Annotated in this window: 12 protein-coding genes and 1 tRNA gene; 9 read left to right on the top strand and 4 right to left on the bottom strand. The window is 67.5% G+C overall.

Features of this window, described 5'->3' with window-relative positions; all coding sequences use genetic code 11:
• The 9 genes from eno to AC1DBE_RS10605 form a co-directional block, all read left to right on the top strand.
• Positions 1-1,131: phosphopyruvate hydratase (gene eno / locus AC1DBE_RS10645; RefSeq protein WP_476970479.1), on the top strand; the 1,131-nt coding region annotated here is incomplete at its 5' end.
• 84 nt (positions 1,132-1,215) lie between these two features.
• Entirely contained in the window at positions 1,216-1,944 is a 729-nt protein-coding gene (locus tag AC1DBE_RS10640) for an FtsB family cell division protein (RefSeq protein ID WP_476970478.1), read from the top strand.
• A 182-nt stretch (positions 1,945-2,126) separates the two neighbouring features.
• Complete coding sequence (locus tag AC1DBE_RS10635; RefSeq protein WP_476970488.1) at positions 2,127-2,750, top strand: DUF501 domain-containing protein; 624 nt, start codon at positions 2,127-2,129, stop codon at positions 2,748-2,750.
• Positions 2,747-3,694: a Ppx/GppA phosphatase family protein gene (locus tag AC1DBE_RS10630; RefSeq protein WP_476970477.1), complete on the top strand. Its 948-nt coding sequence runs from the start codon at positions 2,747-2,749 to the stop codon at positions 3,692-3,694. Before AC1DBE_RS10635 ends, AC1DBE_RS10630 begins: the two co-directional genes overlap by 4 nt.
• 122 nt (positions 3,695-3,816) lie before the next feature.
• A complete protein-coding gene (locus tag AC1DBE_RS10625; protein ID WP_476970476.1) occupies positions 3,817-5,295 on the top strand; it encodes a S8 family serine peptidase in 1,479 nt (492 codons plus the stop codon).
• Positions 5,296-5,329: 34 nt separating this feature from the next.
• On the top strand, positions 5,330-6,787 hold the full coding sequence (locus AC1DBE_RS10620; RefSeq protein ID WP_476903659.1) for an NAD(P)/FAD-dependent oxidoreductase: 1,458 nt from the start codon (positions 5,330-5,332) through the stop codon (positions 6,785-6,787).
• A 123-nt stretch (positions 6,788-6,910) separates the two neighbouring features.
• Positions 6,911-7,888 (top strand): N-acetyltransferase, encoded by a 978-nt coding sequence (locus AC1DBE_RS10615; RefSeq protein WP_476970475.1) that lies wholly within the window; start codon positions 6,911-6,913, stop codon positions 7,886-7,888.
• Positions 7,889-7,919: 31 nt separating this feature from the next.
• Positions 7,920-7,993, top strand: a tRNA-Leu gene (locus AC1DBE_RS10610).
• 185 nt (positions 7,994-8,178) lie between these two features.
• Positions 8,179-9,528 carry an ABC transporter substrate-binding protein gene (locus AC1DBE_RS10605; RefSeq protein ID WP_476970474.1) on the top strand — a complete coding sequence of 450 codons (1,350 nt, stop codon included), beginning with the start codon at positions 8,179-8,181 and terminating at the stop codon, positions 9,526-9,528.
• 457 nt (positions 9,529-9,985) lie between these two features.
• On the opposite strand, the gene AC1DBE_RS10600 is transcribed toward AC1DBE_RS10605, so the two are convergent.
• The 4 genes from AC1DBE_RS10600 to AC1DBE_RS10585 are packed head-to-tail and all read right to left on the bottom strand — an operon-like array spanning position 9,986 to position 14,132.
• The gene (locus AC1DBE_RS10600; protein ID WP_476877993.1) at positions 9,986-10,759 is read right to left on the bottom strand and encodes an ABC transporter ATP-binding protein; all 774 of its coding nucleotides are present in this window, start codon (positions 10,757-10,759) and stop codon (positions 9,986-9,988) included.
• Positions 10,756-11,862 carry an ABC transporter ATP-binding protein gene (locus tag AC1DBE_RS10595; RefSeq protein ID WP_476970473.1) on the bottom strand — a complete coding sequence of 369 codons (1,107 nt, stop codon included), beginning with the start codon at positions 11,860-11,862 and terminating at the stop codon, positions 10,756-10,758. The genes AC1DBE_RS10600 and AC1DBE_RS10595 overlap by 4 nt, the downstream gene beginning before the upstream one ends.
• Positions 11,859-12,827 carry a branched-chain amino acid ABC transporter permease gene (locus AC1DBE_RS10590; protein WP_441418496.1) on the bottom strand — a complete coding sequence of 323 codons (969 nt, stop codon included), beginning with the start codon at positions 12,825-12,827 and terminating at the stop codon, positions 11,859-11,861. Before AC1DBE_RS10590 ends, AC1DBE_RS10595 begins: the two co-directional genes overlap by 4 nt.
• A 9-nt stretch (positions 12,828-12,836) precedes the next feature.
• On the bottom strand, positions 12,837-14,132 hold the full coding sequence (locus AC1DBE_RS10585) for a branched-chain amino acid ABC transporter permease (RefSeq protein WP_476970472.1): 1,296 nt from the start codon (positions 14,130-14,132) through the stop codon (positions 12,837-12,839).
• Positions 14,133-14,624: the final 492 nt, after the last annotated feature.

Raw genomic sequence — 14,624 nt, 5'->3', positions numbered from 1 at the left:
CTCCGCGACGGCGACAAGGGCCGTTACCTCGGCAAGGGCGTGCAGAAGGCCGTTGACGCGGTCATCGACCAGATCGCCCCGGCCCTGATCGGCTTCGACGCCACCGACCAGCGCAGCATCGACCAGGCCATGATCGACCTGGACGGCACCGCCAACAAGAGCAAGCTGGGCGCCAACGCCATCCTCGGAGTGTCCCTGGCCGTCGCCAACGCCGCGGCCGCCTCCGCCGACCTGCCGCTCTACAAGTACCTGGGCGGACCGAACGCCCACGTCCTGCCCGTGCCGCTGATGAACATCCTCAACGGCGGCTCCCACGCGGACTCCGACGTCGACATCCAGGAATTCATGGTGGTTCCGCTCGGCGCCGAGACCTTCTCCGAAGGCCTGCGCTGGGGCGTTGAGGTCTACCACGCACTCAAGGCCGTGCTGCAGTCCAAGGGCCTGGCCACCGGCCTCGGCGACGAGGGCGGCTTCGCGCCGAATCTGCCGTCCAACCGCGCCGCCCTGGATCTGATCCAGGAAGCCATCAAGAACGCCGGTTACACCCCGGGCAAGGACATTGCCCTGGCCCTCGACGTCGCCTCCTCCGAGTTCTTCAAGGACGGCGGCTACCAGTTCGAAGGCAAGACCCTCAGCTCCGCCGACATGAGCGCCTACTACGCCGAACTGGTGGCCGACTACCCACTGGTCTCCATCGAGGACCCGCTGGACGAGAACGACTGGGAAGGCTGGAAGGCCCTCACCGACTCGATCGGCGACAAGGTCCAGATCGTGGGCGATGACCTCTTCGTCACCAACCCGGAGCGCCTGCAGACCGGCATCGACTCGAGCACCGCCAACTCGCTGCTGGTCAAGGTCAACCAGATCGGTTCCCTGACCGAGACGCTCGACGCCGTGTCCCTCGCCCAGCGCGCCGGGTACACGACCATCACCTCGCACCGCTCCGGCGAAACCGAGGACACCACCATTGCTGACATCGCCGTTGCCACCAACGCGGGCCAGATCAAGACCGGTGCCCCGGCACGCTCCGAGCGCGTCGCCAAGTACAACCAGCTGCTGCGCATCGAAGAGGAACTCGACGACGCCGCACGCTACGCGGGCCGCAGCGCCTTCCCGCGTTTCAAGGGCTAGTACCCGCGAAAACCGGTAACCGGTGGCTATGGTTGAAAGACCATGGCCACCGGTTCTGTTTTTGGCCTGCGTTGAAGGAGTGACATGGCAACCCGCCGTCCCAAAGTTCCCCGGGCCGCTGCTGCGGCCCCGAAGTCTACGGCTACCAGCCGGGGGGCCGACGACGGCGCCGACGTCATCCGTGCCGATTTCGGCGGCTCGCGGCACGGCAGCGAATCCGCCGGCCGCGCCCCCGGCCACCACACCGCAACCCCTCCTCCCGCCGCACCGCCGTCGGCACCCGCGAGTGCCGGCACCCGGGGCGCGGCAGGGGCCGCCGCAACGCCGGGGACAGGCCACCCAAAGACCGGGTCCGCCAAAGCCGCCGCCAAACCTGCTGCCGCAAAATCCGGCCAGTCCGTCCCAACGGACGGCGCGGACCCCGTACCGGCCAAGGCCTTCTCCGGGCGCCTGCTCGCCCTGGGTGTTGTCATGATTGCCATCACCATCATGCTGGCTCCCACAGTGCGGATCTTCCTCGAAAAACGCGCCGAAATCGCCGCGCTGCAGGCGGACATCTCGGCGGAGGAGAACAAGCAGGCGGACCTCAAACGGCAGGTCTCCCGCTGGCAGGACCCCAACTACGTGAAGCAGCAGGCCCGCGACCGCATTAACATGGTTATGCCCGGTGAAACCGGCTACTGGGTTTACGGCAGCGATTTACCCGTCACGACGTCCGGTTCGGGCGCCGCGGCAGGATCAGCCGGCGACCCCGCCAATCTGCCCTGGGTGGATTCCCTCTGGGACTCCATCAGGCGGTCGGCCACAGACTAGGGCGGCGCCCGCCGCCGGATCACCACAGCCAGGTGATTCCAACAGGGCAGGAAGGTGCCGCACCAGTGGACGAGAACCGAGTGGACGATTCCCGGCAAGGGAACGCCGCCCCAACGCCCCCCGATCACGCGACCCCGGCGCCGGACGATGCCCGCCGGCCCTCGGCACGGGACCTTGACGTCCTGAGCCGGCAGCTCGGACGCCCGGTGCGCGACGTCGTGGAGATCCCGGCCCGCTGTGTGTGCGGCAACCCCCTCGTCGCGGCCACCTCGCCGCGGTTGAGCAACGGGACGCCTTTCCCCACCACGTTCTACCTGACCCACCCGGTCATCACCTCGGCCGTATCCCGGCTGGAAGCTGCCGGGCTGATGAACGAGATGAACGACCGGCTCGGAGCCGACGGGTCGCTGGCAGCGGACTACCGGGCCGCCCACGAGGCCTACCTCGAGGCCCGCGCCGGCATCGGCGCACGGTCCGGCATCGGCGCCGTCCTGGAGATCGACGGGATCTCCGCCGGCGGTATGCCCACCCGGGTCAAATGCCTGCACGTGCTGGTGGGCCACTCGCTCGCGGCCGGCCCGGGCGTCAACCCCCTCGGCGACGAGACCCTCGAGGGCATCAGCGAATGGTGGACCCGTGACCGCTGCTACTGCGACGGCGCGTGGGACACCGGCGGTGAAGCCCCGTCACAGGACCTGAGCCGGCACGGGCCGCAGGGCCTCCCGGAGATCGTGGGCCGGCCCGCCCCGGTCCGCAAATCCCGCACCGCTGACGGCACCGCGGACGACGCCGGAGCCGGGCAGTGAGCCGGGTCGCCGCGATCGATTGCGGCACCAACTCCATCCGCCTGCTCATCGCCGATGTGGCGGCAGACGGCGCGATGCCCAGGCTCGCCGACGTCGTGCGGGAAATGCGTGTGGTGCGGCTGGGCCAGGGCGTCGACGCCACCGGCGAATTCGCCCAGGACGCGCTGGACCGGACCCTCGAGGCCACCCGCGACTACGCCGAGCTGATCCGGCACCATGGTGCCGGGAAGGTGCGTTTTGTGGCGACCTCCGCCACCAGGGATGCCAGGAACCGCCAGGTCTTCATCGACGGCGTCCGTGAGCTCCTCGGCGTCGAGCCCGAAGTGATCACCGGCGACGAGGAAGCCGCGCTGTCCTTTGCCGGCGCCAGCAGTGTGCTGCCCTCCCGGGGCAAGGACCCGGTCCTGGTGGTAGACCTCGGCGGCGGCAGCACCGAGTTCGTCCTCGGCGACGCCGACGGCGTCATCGCCGCCCGGTCCGTCGACGTCGGCTGCGTCAGGATGACCGAACGGCACCTCCAGGACGACCCGCCCACTGCGGAGCAGATAGCCGCAGCCGAGGCCGACGTCGACGCCGCCATCAGCCACGCAGCCCTCACGGTGCCGTTGGAGCGCGCCACGGCAGTGATCGGCGTCGCCGGCTCTGTCACGACCATCACTGCGCACGCGCTGAAGCTGCCGGAATACTCGCCGGCCGCCATCCACGGCACCGAACTGGACCTGGACACCGTCCGCCAAGCGTGCACCTCGCTGCTCGAAATGTCCCGCGAGGACCGGGCCGCCCTGCCGTACATGCACCCCGGCCGGGTGGACGTCATCGGCGCCGGCGGACTGGTCTGGCGGCGGATCCTGGACCGGATGGCGGATGCCACCGGCCAGCGGATCACCACAGCGGTGACCAGCGAACACGATATTCTGGACGGAATCGCCCTGAGCATCAGCTAGCACCGTGCCGGCCCGGCAACGCCACCATGCCGGATGCACCAGCTGGTGCCGTGCCGCCCCGCGGCCCCGCCGACTGCCATGCGCGGAACCCCGCCCGCAGCCAACCCGCCGATTGGACCCGAATGACCAGAGCAACAGCCCGGCGCCGCCGGACCGCCTCCGCATTGCTGGCCCTCGCCCTCGCCGGCGGGAGCGCCGCGGGCGCCCTCTCGGCGGCACCGGCAGCCCAGGCCGACTCCACCCGGGACAAGGAATACTGGCTGGCCGAGTCCGGAATCAAAAAGGCCTGGGAAGTGTCCAAGGGGGCGAACGTCAAGGTCGCCGTCATAGACAGCGGCGTGGACGGCAACCACCCCGACCTCAAGGGCGTCCTGACCGGCGGCACGGACGTGTCCGGGGCCGGCGCCGCGGACGGACGCAAGAGCATCGGGGCCAAACCCGAGCACGGAACCCTGGTGGCGACCATGCTTGCCGGCCGCGGCCACCAGCCGGCCAAGTCCACCGCGAAGCCCTCTGCGAAGCCGGGGGTCGGCCCCGACGGGATTGTGGGGGTTGCCCCGGAGGCCCAGATCCTCTCTGTCTCCACCTGGCTCGGCTCGGAGAACCCGGGCGGGAAGAGCGACCAGGACCAGATTCCTGAGGCGGTCCGCTGGGCGGTGGACAACGGCGCCCGCGTCATCAATATTTCCCTCGGCAGCACCTCCCCGGAGTGGCCGCAAAGCTGGGACGCGGCGTTCCTCTACGCCGAACAGAAAGACGTCGTCATCGTGGCCGCGGCCGGCAACCGGGTGGGCGGCAACATCCAGGTGGGCGCACCCGCCACCATCCCCGGCGTCCTGACCGTGGCCGGCCTGAACCGCAAGGGCGTGGCCAGCGTCGACTCCTCCTCCCAGGGCATCAGCATCGGCGTCGCCGCGCCGGCCGAAACCCTGGTGGGCGGCCTCCCCGGCGGCGGCTACGCCGAATGGGCGGGCACCTCCGGCGCTACCCCCATCGTGGCCGGCGTCGCCGCCCTGATCCGTTCCAAATGGCCGGAGATGTCCGCCAGCCAGGTCATCAACCGGATCGTCACCACGGCCAAGGACGCCGGGGCGCCGGGCAAGGACCCGCTGTACGGCTTCGGTGTGCTGAACGCGGAGGCGGCGTTGAAGGCCGACGTCGCGGAAACCAGCGTGAACCCGCTGGGGTCGATCTCGGACTGGATCCGGGTGCACCGGCGGGGCAACCCGGTGCACAGCGCGCCCGCCCCCGCGCCCACACCCTCCAGCGCCGCGCCGACCCTGCCCGACGCGACCGTCCCCGCCGCGGAGGCACCCTCACCGGCCGACAGCGCCGTCCCGGCCATGGTGGTGCTTGGCTTCGGCGGGCTCATTGTCTGCATCATCGCGGCGGCCGCCATCCAGCTGCGGCGCGCGGTCCGCGGCTCCACGGCTGTGACGGGTGCAGGGGAGAGGCTCGAACCAGGCGCCGGGCCGGAGCCCGAACCGGAGCCCGGACCCGAGGCGGGTCCGCCGGCCGGTCCGGATACAGGCCACGCAGCCGGGCCCGATGACGCACCGGCAACCCCGGATTCCGCGGAGCGTAGCACTCCGGGTAGTTAGTGAAGTTTTTCACAAACTACGGTATCCTTGTGGCATGGCATCCACCCTTCAGCTCCAGGACCGTCCCAGGGTACTCGTCGTCGGCGGCGGGTACGTCGGCCTGTACGTAGCCCTCAAACTGCAGAAAAAGATCGCGAATGCCGGTGGCATCGTCACCCTCGTTGATCCGCTGCCTTACATGACTTACCAGCCGTTCCTGCCGGAAGTGGCCGGCGGCAACATCGAGGCGCGTCACGCTGTGGTCTCGCACCGCCAGCACCTCAAGCAGACCGAACTGATCCAGGGCCGCGTCACCTCGATCGACCACGTCAACCGCACGGCCGTCGTGGCGCCGTCGGACGGCACCGAAAACTTCGAGATCCCCTACTTCGACGTCGTCCTCGCCGCCGGTGCGATCACCCGCACCTTCCCGATCAAGGGCCTGGCGGACAAGGGCATCGGCCTGAAGACCATCGAGGAAGCTGTCGCCCTGCGCAACAGCGTCCTGGAGCGCATCGAGACCGGCTCGCTCATGACCGACCCGGCCGAACGCGCCCGCGCTCTGACGTTCGTCGTCGTCGGCGGCGGCTTCGCCGGCATCGAGTGCATCACCGAAATGGAAGACCTCGCCCGCGCCGCGGTCAAGAACAACCCGCGCGTCAAGCAGGAGGAAGTCCGCTTCGTCCTGGTCGAGGCCATGGGCCGCATTATGCCCGAGGTCACGGCCAAGCAGGCCGAGTGGGTCGTCGAGCACCTGCGCAGCCGCGGCATCGAGGTTCTGCTCAACACCTCGCTGGACAACGCCGAGGGCTCGCTGAAGCTCATCAACCTGCCGGACAAGACCCCGGCCCAGGAATTCGAATCGGACACCCTGGTCTGGACTGCCGGTGTGCAGGCCAACCCCATGGTCCGTTCCACCGATTTCCCGCTGGAGCCCCGCGGCCGCGTCCGCGTCCTCCCGGACCTCCGCATCTCCGGCGACGAGGGCATCGTGGAGAACGCCTGGGCTGCCGGCGACATCGCGGCTGTCCCGGACCTCACGGGCAGCGGCCTGCCGGACGGCACCTGCGTCCCGAACGCCCAGCACGCGCTGCGCCAGGCCAAGCGCCTTGCCAAGAACCTGTGGGCCTCCCGCTGGGACAAGGAGCTCAAGGACTACAAGCACAAGAACCTGGGCGCCGTCGCCGGCTTCGGCGAATGGAAGGGCGTTGCCAACATCAACATCATCGGCCGCATCGGCCTCAAGGGCCCGCTGGCCTGGCTCGCGCACCGCGGCTACCACGGCCTGGCGATGCCCACGGTCGAGCGCAAGATCCGCGTCATCTCCGGTTGGTTCTGGGCTCTCTTCCTGGGCCGCGACACCACCCAGCTGATGGACCTCGACAACCCGCGCGGCGCCTTCGTGGCCGCAGCGACGCCGGCCCCCAAGCCTGCCGCTGCCCCCGCCGCACCGGCGGCCGACAAGCCGGCCGAGGCACCTGCCAAGGAAACTGTGGTGGCTGACTCCAAGTAGTCCGCAGCAGTCCGACGACGGCGGCCGTTCCCTTCCGGGGGAGCGGCCGCCGTCGTCGTTGGAGTCCGTCCGCGTGAAGACCGGATTGGCCGCCGGGCTGCCCGCCCCGCCTAGACTGGGCCCATGAATCCCGCTGAGACGGACCTCAACACCCTGCTGGCGACCATGCGGCCGGTGATCCGTGAGGGCGAGTACGTCTACGCGCTCTGGCCGCACGGCAAACCCCTGGCCGGCCACGTGGCCGCGGCTGTCCGCGAGGCCGAGGGCCTGACGGTGGTGCTGCCGCGGGCCGACGCCGACGCCCTGGGCCTGGACTACGACTTCGTTGCCGCCTGGATAACCCTCCAGGTGCATTCCGCGCTGGAGGCGATTGGCCTGACGGCGGCCGTCAGCACTGCTCTGACGGAGGCCAAAATCAGCTGCAACGTGCTGGCCGGGTTCCACCACGACCACCTGCTGGTCCCCGTGCCGGACGCCCAGCGCGCCCTCGAAGTCCTGCATGAGCTCTCCGCCGAGGGCCGCGCCGCAAACAGCGGGCAGACGCCCCCGGCCCCCACCCTGGTGCTGCGCGGCGAAGTACCGGCGGACCGTCCCGCGCTTCTGGACCTCGCTGCGGCGGCCTTCGCCATCTCGCCGGCCACCGGGCTGGCAGTGGAGGGGGATCCGGAGGAAGTGGACCTGCTGCGGCGGCTGTTCGAGTGCAATGAATACCTGCCGGAGTTCAGCATTGTGGCCGAACTCGACGGCGAGATCGTAGGACACGTCATCAGCACCCGGGGCCGGGCGGGGGACCTGGACCTGCTGGGCCTCGGGCCGATCGGCGTAACCCCGCGGCTCCAGCGGCACGGAATCGGCTCAGCGCTGATGAAGGAGACCATTGACCGGGCCAACGCTGCGGGGGAGCGGGGCATCGCGCTGCTGGGCAGCCCTGAGTACTACGCCCGCTTCGGCTTCGTCCCTTCCACGTCCCTGGGGGTGCAGGCACCGGACCCGGCGTGGGGCGAACTCTTCCAGCTGCTGCCGCTGGCCCTCTGGCAGGGCGGCGCCGACGGAACGTTCCAGTACGCGGCGCCGTTCGACGTGCCGGCCGCCGCGTCGTAGGAACGCGCCGGCGGGATACCATTGACCGGGCGCCCCAGTAGCCCAATTGGCAGAGGCAGCGGACTTAAAATCCGCGTGTTGTGGGTTCGAGTCCCACCTGGGGCACACATGGGCGGGCTGATCCCGCCGCTTTCGAGGTGACTGATTTCCTCTATGCAACGAGTGTTATAAGGATGTGACCCTAGTCACTTATGTTCAGGCCGAATTTGCATTAGCTTGAATCTAAATCAGGAACACCTGATCTTTCGCATCAAAGGCCGTTCGCACCTTTAGATCGAGGAGATTTCTCTATGACTTCACTCCCCCAGGTGGCGCCGCGCATTGCTAAGCTCACAGCGCTTAGTATCGGCGTCGCCCTTCTGGCTACGGCTTGTGGCGGTTCGTCCACGCCGTCGTCCAGCGGTTCGTCCTCCGCGCAGGCCGCCGGCATCGCATGCCCGGCCCCGAGCGCAACCGGCGGAGCCACCAGCTCGGCCGCCGCGGCAGGTTCCGTACCCGCGTCCACGACCACCACGGACACCCCGCTGAAGATCGGCTCGCTGCTGCCGACCACGGGCTCCCTGGCCTTCCTCGGCCCGCCCGAAATTGCCGGTGTGAACCTTGGCATCAAGGAAGTTAACGACGCCGGTGGCGTGCTCGGCAAGCCGGTCCAGGTTATCCACCGCGACTCCGGCGATACCAAGACCGACATTGCGACCCAGTCCACCACCGCGCTGCTCGGCCAGGGCGTAAGCGCCATCGTCGGTGCCGCCTCCTCGGGTGTCTCCAAGACCGTGATCAACCAGATCACGGGCGCGGGCGTTGTCCAGTTCTCCCCGGCCAACACCTCGCCTGACTTCACCACCTGGGACGACAAGGGCCTCTACTGGCGCACCGCTCCCTCGGATGTCCTGCAGGGCAAGGTGCTGGGCAACTACATGGCGACCTGTGGCGCCCAGACCGTTGGCATGATCGTACTGAACGACGCTTACGGAACCGGCCTGGCCAAGAACGTGAAGTCGGCAGTGGAGTCCGCCGGCGGCAAGGTTGTCGCGGAAGAGCTGTTCAACGAGGGTGACTCGCAGTTCAGCAGCCAGGTGGACAAGGTCCTCGCGGCCAAGCCGGATGCCATCGCCCTGATCACCTTCGACCAGGCCAAGAGCATCGTCCCGCTGATGACGGGCAAGGGCGTCAAGCCCACCCAGATCTTTATGGTGGACGGCAACATGTCCGACTACAGCAAGGACTTCAAGGCAGGCACCCTGAAGGGCGCCCAGGGCACCATCCCGGGCACCTTCGCCAAGGATGACTTCAAGAAGAAGCTGCTCGCCATCGATCCCGCGCTCAAGGATTACAGCTACGCAGGCGAGTCCTACGACGCCGTGAACCTGATCGCACTCGCGGCTGAGGAAGCCAAGAGCACCAAGGGCGTAGACATCGCCAAGCACCTCAAGGATGTCTCCGAGGGCGGCGAGAAGTGCAACAGCTTCCCCACCTGCGTCACCCTGCTCCGCAACGGCAAGGACATCGACTACGACGGCCAGTCCGGCCCCGTAACGTTCTCCGACGCCGGTGACCCGACGGAGGCCTACATCGGCATCTACGAGTACCAGGATGACAACAGCTACAAGCCCGTCAAGGAAGAATTCGGCAAGCTCTAAGCCGCATTCCCCAGACACACAAAAGACCCCCGTCCGGCCGGACGGGGGTCTTTTGCGTCCAGGGGAGCTCTACATGTCAGCGCAGTGGTCGACCCCTCCGTCACGTACAACAAGCTTTCGCCGCTCCAAGGAGTGTCCAACCCCGGAAAAGCGCTACGGAATCGGACGAGGGCTGCGCAGATCTGAGGTGCGCCGCTCCGGAACTGGTGCGAAAAGCTGAGGGCGACGGAGGCTGGCGCTTGCGAAAGCGCCGTTGTTGCGTTGGGCCCACGGCGGCAGGGTTCCCTGCCCGAGCTTGCGAGGGGAGGGGCCGCCGGGGAGGCACGAGCGCAGGCGCCGAGCAAGCGGCTGCGGAGGCGCCCGGAGTCCTCACCCGGAGGCGGACACCGCACACGCGCCGGGCACGCAGAAGGGCCGCCACCGGCTGGTGACGGCCCTTCGGAGGGGCTGGCTGGGCCTAGTCGACCGTGTCGGCCAACGTACCCAGGTACAGCTGGATGACCTTGGGATCCTTCATCAGTTCCCGGCCCGTGCCGGTGTACGCGTCCTTGCCCTGGTCCAGGACGTAGCCGCGGTCGCAGATCTGCAGGCAGCGGCGTGCGTTCTGCTCGACCATGATCACAGAGACGCCGGCCCGGTTGATCTCGTGCACCCGCAGGAAGGTCTCATCCTGCTTGACGGGGGAGAGGCCGGCTGAGGGCTCGTCGAGCAGGAGCACCGCCGGGTCCATCATCAGGGCCCGGCCCATGGCGACCATCTGGCGTTCGCCGCCGGAGAGCGAGCCGGCGCGCTGGGCCCGCCGTTTCGCCAGTTCCGGGAACAGCTCCGCAACGAAGTCGAAGCGCTCGGCGAAGTCCTTGGGCCGCTGGAACATGCCCATCTGGAGGTTCTCTTCGATGGTCAGGGCCGCGAACACGTTGTTGGTCTGCGGGACGAAGCCAACGCCCCGGCTGACCAGCTTGTTGGCCTTCAGCCCGGTGATGTCCTGGCCGCGGACCACCACGGAACCGGAGTGGACCTTGACCAGGCCGAACATGGCCTTCAGCAGGGTCGACTTGCCGGCGCCGTTGGGCCCGATGATGCCGATCAGCTCACCCTTGCGGGCCTCGATGCTGCAGCCGTTGAGGATATTGACACCCGGAATGTAGCCGGCCACCAGGTCGGTGACTTTGACGACCGAATCGCCGTCGTAGGCATTCTTCGCGGCGGGGGCCGCGCTGGTGGCGCTCATTCTGTGTCCTTCTCTGTCCGGTGGGGCTCGGTGCTGTCCGGCTCAATGGCGCTACGCCGGCCGTGCACCGTACCGTTAGCGGTGTCCGGAGCGGCCGCCTCGGTCTTGAGCACGTCCGAGGAGATGATGCCGGCGTTCTCGGTGCCGACGATGGATTCCTCGTCGGCCTCCAGTTCGGCCGCGAGCTCCTTGATCCCTTCGCTGGCGCCGAGATCGACGTCGTGGTGGGCGCCCAGGTAGGCGTCAATCACGGCCGGGTTCTTCATGACTTCCCCGGGCGGGCCCTCGGCCACGATCTTACCCTCGGCCATGACCACCACCCAGTCGGCGATGTGGCGGACCATGTGCATGTCGTGCTCGACGAACAAGACGGTCATGCCCTCGGCCTTGAGGTTCTTGATGTGGTCCAGCAGGGACTGGGTCAGCGCCGGGTTGACGCCTGCCATCGGCTCGTCCAGCATGACGAGCTTCGGGCGCACCATCAGCGAACGCGCCATCTCAAGGAGTTTGCGCTGGCCGCCCGAGAGCGAGGCAGCGTAGTCGTCCTTCTTGGCGTCGAGCTTGAACTTCTCAAGCAGCACGTTGGCTTCTTCGGTGATTTTCTTTTCCTGGCCGCCCCAGATTCCCTTGAACAGGGCCTTGGAGAGCTTCTCGCCGGACTGCTGGGACGCGCCCAGGCGCATGTTCTCCATGACCGTGAGCTTGCCCATGACCTTGGTGAGCTGGAACGTACGGACCATGCCCATCCGTGCCACCTTGTAGGAGGAAACACCGGCCAGGCTGTTGCCCTCGAACTGCCATTTGCCCGTGTTCGGTGTATCGAAGCCCGTCAGCAGGTTGAACAGCGTGGTTTTGCCGGCGCCGTTGGGGCCGATCAGGGCCGTGATCTTGTGCCGAGGGATCTCTAGGTACTGGACGTCGACGGCGTTGATGCCGCCGAAGCTCCGGGTGACGTCCTCGGCCACCAGGATCGGATCGCGCTTCTTGCAGCCGGGGGCGGTCTCGCCCACGGCGATTGGACGCGTGTCCGTCATGTAGTCGACAGTTTCGGCGGTGCCGGGCGTCCCGGCACCGGCCTTGGGTTCTTCGCTGTGCGTGCTCATGCGAATGCCAGCTCCTTCTTATTGCCGAAGACGCCCTGGGGCCGGAAGATCATCAGCAGCATCAGTGCGATGCCCACCAGGATGTAACGCAGCTGGCCGGCCTGGACCGTGTTCAGCCAGGTGACGGCGCCCGATTCGATCAGGCCGTAGAGCACGCCCTGGGTTAGTGAGAGGACCACCCAGAAGATCATGGCGCCGACCACCGGGCCCAGCACCGTGCCGAGGCCGCCAAGCAGCAGGCAGGTGTAGAGGAAGAACGTCAGTTCCGTGCCGTAGTTGGCCGGCTGCACCGCGCCGCGGGGGAGCGTGAAGACCATGCCGGCGAGGGCGCCCAGGACGCCGCCGATGACGAGGGCCTGCATTTTGTAGGAGTAGACGTTTTTGCCGAGCGAGCGGACCGCGTTCTCGTCCTCGCGGATGCCCTTCAGGACGCGGCCCCAGGGGCTGCGCATGAGGAGCCAGACGAGCAGGCAGCACACGATCACCAGGGCCCAGCCAACCACGCGGATGAAGAAGTCGCGGTTGTTCATGCCGAAGTAGGACCCCTCGGGGAACGGGTTCATGGCGTAGAAGTCGCCCTCGAAGGCGGCCAGGCCGTTGGCCGAGCCGGTCACCGAGGTGAGCTGGTTGGTGGTGACGATGTAGCGGACAATTTCCGCGGCCGCGATCGTCACAATGGCGAGGTAGTCGGCCCGCAGCCGGAGGGTGGGGATGCCGAGCAGCAGGGCAAAGATCGCCGAGCAGACGACGGCGATCAGCAGGCCCACGAAGAACGGCACGTGGAACGTCAGGGTGGAGATGGCGAAGCCGTAGGCTCCCACCGCCATAAAGCCGGCCTGGCCGAAGTTCAGCAGGCCCGAGTAGCCGAAGTGGACGGCCAGACCGAGCGCGGCAAGCGCGTACGCCGCCGTCGTCGGACTGAACAATTCACCGGCAGCGCTGGAAAGAATAAATCCGAAGTCCATGTCTGTCTCCTAACCCACGCGCTCGCGGCGGCCCAGGATGCCCTGAGGCCGGAACAAGAGGACAACGATCATAATGAACAGTGCTCCCACGTACTTAAGGTCGGCGGCGAGGCCGAACACGGTGGTCAGCTCCACGAAGATGCCGACAATGATGGATCCGAACAAGGCGCCCCATACTGTGCCGAGGCCGCCGAGCGTGACGCCGGCGAAGATCAGCAGCAGGATCTGCGAGCCCATGTCGAAGGTGACGCCGGGCCGGTAGTACGCCCAAAGGATGCCGCCGAGGGAGGCGAGCATGCCGCCGGTGACCCAGACGATCCGGATGACCCCGTCGACGTCGATGCCCGAGGCTGCTGCCAGCGCGGGGTTGTCGGCCACCGCACGGGTTGCCTTGCCCAGCCGGGTCTTGAGGAGGACGACGCCGAGGGCCGCGATCACCACGACGCTGATGAGCAGGGACCAGAGGTTGTTCGGCGAGATGGAGACCGGCCCGATCTGGATTTCCGCGCTCTGCGCGAAGGGCAGTTGCTGGGTGGCGCCGCCGAAGTAGAACTGGATGACATAGCGGACGGCGAGGGCGAGGCCGATGCTGACAATCATCATCGGGACCAGGCCGGTACCGCGGCGCCGCAGCGGCCGCCACAGCCCGGCGTCCTGGACGTAGCCGAAGAGGCCGCCGCCGAGGAGCGCGAGGATGATCGAGAGCCAGAAGGGCAGGTTCATGGCGTTGAACCCGAAGACCAGCACCGCGCCCAGAGTGACCATCTCGCCGTGGGCGAAGTTGGTCAGGCCGGTGGTGCCGAAGATCAGCGACAGCCCCACCGACGCGAGTGCGAGCAGCAGCCCGAAGCTCAGGCCCGCCACGAGGCGGTTGATCAGGTTCTGGCCGAAGTCCTCGCCCTGAACCACGATGCCCTTGCCGAAGGCGAAGATCACCGACAGGTTGGAGGTCTGGCTAAAGCTGACCTTGCGGGGGTTTTCCTGGCCATCGGCGAGCTTGATGCCCTGGGGGAGGGTTTTGACGTCCAGTTCGACCTCGTACGTTCCCTGCGTGGGGACGCCGATATTCCAGGAACCGTTGGGACCCGATTTGGTCGTTCCGGTGAAGTCTCCGCTCTTGGCGGTAATGGTGACATTGGCGATCGGGGCGCGGTCATCGCCGCGCAGGAAGCCGCTGATGCTGTTTTGGAACGAGGTGCTCGACGGGGATGGTGTCGGCGAGGGGGTCGCGGCCTGGGAAGCCGGGGCGACGATCAGCAGAAGGGCGGCTACGGCGGCGAAAATGGCCCCCACAGCTTTCAGCATTCTGCCGCGTCGTCTCAGCGACAGGCCTCTCGGATTGCTACTCAAAATGAAAACCTCCACGTGGGGGTGGTCTGGGTTGCGCCGTTGCAACCGCTGCGAACGGTCAGGGGACGAAGGGTGGAGCGGATAGTGCGATGCGGTGGAGCGGTAATGCCTGTGACCCTCGTCACCCTGTTGGGCCAATGTTACAGCCCTGATGGGGTGGGTAATGCCGCTGCGAGCAGGGCGAACGTCGCGATCGGATAACAACCGTGTAGCCGGAGAGTGAACGCGGTTTAGCCAAACTAAAGAAAACTTTTGTTGAGTACGAGGATTCCTAAACATTGACCGGCGGCGGACCCCGACGGGCGCGGGAATTCCAGCCGGGGCAGGTCACGGTTGGGTTGCGGCGGCGGCCCCGGGGAACTATCCCGGCCCACCGGGCGTGGGAATTGGTAGCGTGAGTCGTAACGATCACCACCACCGATCATCACTAACCCCCTTTATTTGGAG

The sequence above is a fragment of the Arthrobacter sp. 10T416 genome, assembly GCF_056394165.1.
The sequence above is the reverse complement of the archived record's forward strand: the minus strand, read 5'-3'. Positions and strand labels throughout refer to the sequence as shown.

Coding starts and splice junctions, on each gene's coding strand:
- AC1DBE_RS10590 (WP_441418496.1), bottom strand. CDS start 12,827: ATGGACTTCGGATTTATTCTTTCCAGCGCTGCCGGTGAATTGTTCAGT.
- AC1DBE_RS10585 (WP_476970472.1), bottom strand. CDS start 14,132: ATGCTGAAAGCTGTGGGGGCCATTTTCGCCGCCGTAGCCGCCCTTCTG.
- AC1DBE_RS10600 (WP_476877993.1), bottom strand. CDS start 10,759: ATGAGCGCCACCAGCGCGGCCCCCGCCGCGAAGAATGCCTACGACGGC.
- AC1DBE_RS10615 (WP_476970475.1), top strand. CDS start 6,911: ATGAATCCCGCTGAGACGGACCTCAACACCCTGCTGGCGACCATGCGG.
- AC1DBE_RS10640 (WP_476970478.1), top strand. CDS start 1,216: ATGGCAACCCGCCGTCCCAAAGTTCCCCGGGCCGCTGCTGCGGCCCCG.
- AC1DBE_RS10595 (WP_476970473.1), bottom strand. CDS start 11,862: ATGAGCACGCACAGCGAAGAACCCAAGGCCGGTGCCGGGACGCCCGGC.
- AC1DBE_RS10625 (WP_476970476.1), top strand. CDS start 3,817: ATGACCAGAGCAACAGCCCGGCGCCGCCGGACCGCCTCCGCATTGCTG.
- AC1DBE_RS10620 (WP_476903659.1), top strand. CDS start 5,330: ATGGCATCCACCCTTCAGCTCCAGGACCGTCCCAGGGTACTCGTCGTC.
- AC1DBE_RS10605 (WP_476970474.1), top strand. CDS start 8,179: ATGACTTCACTCCCCCAGGTGGCGCCGCGCATTGCTAAGCTCACAGCG.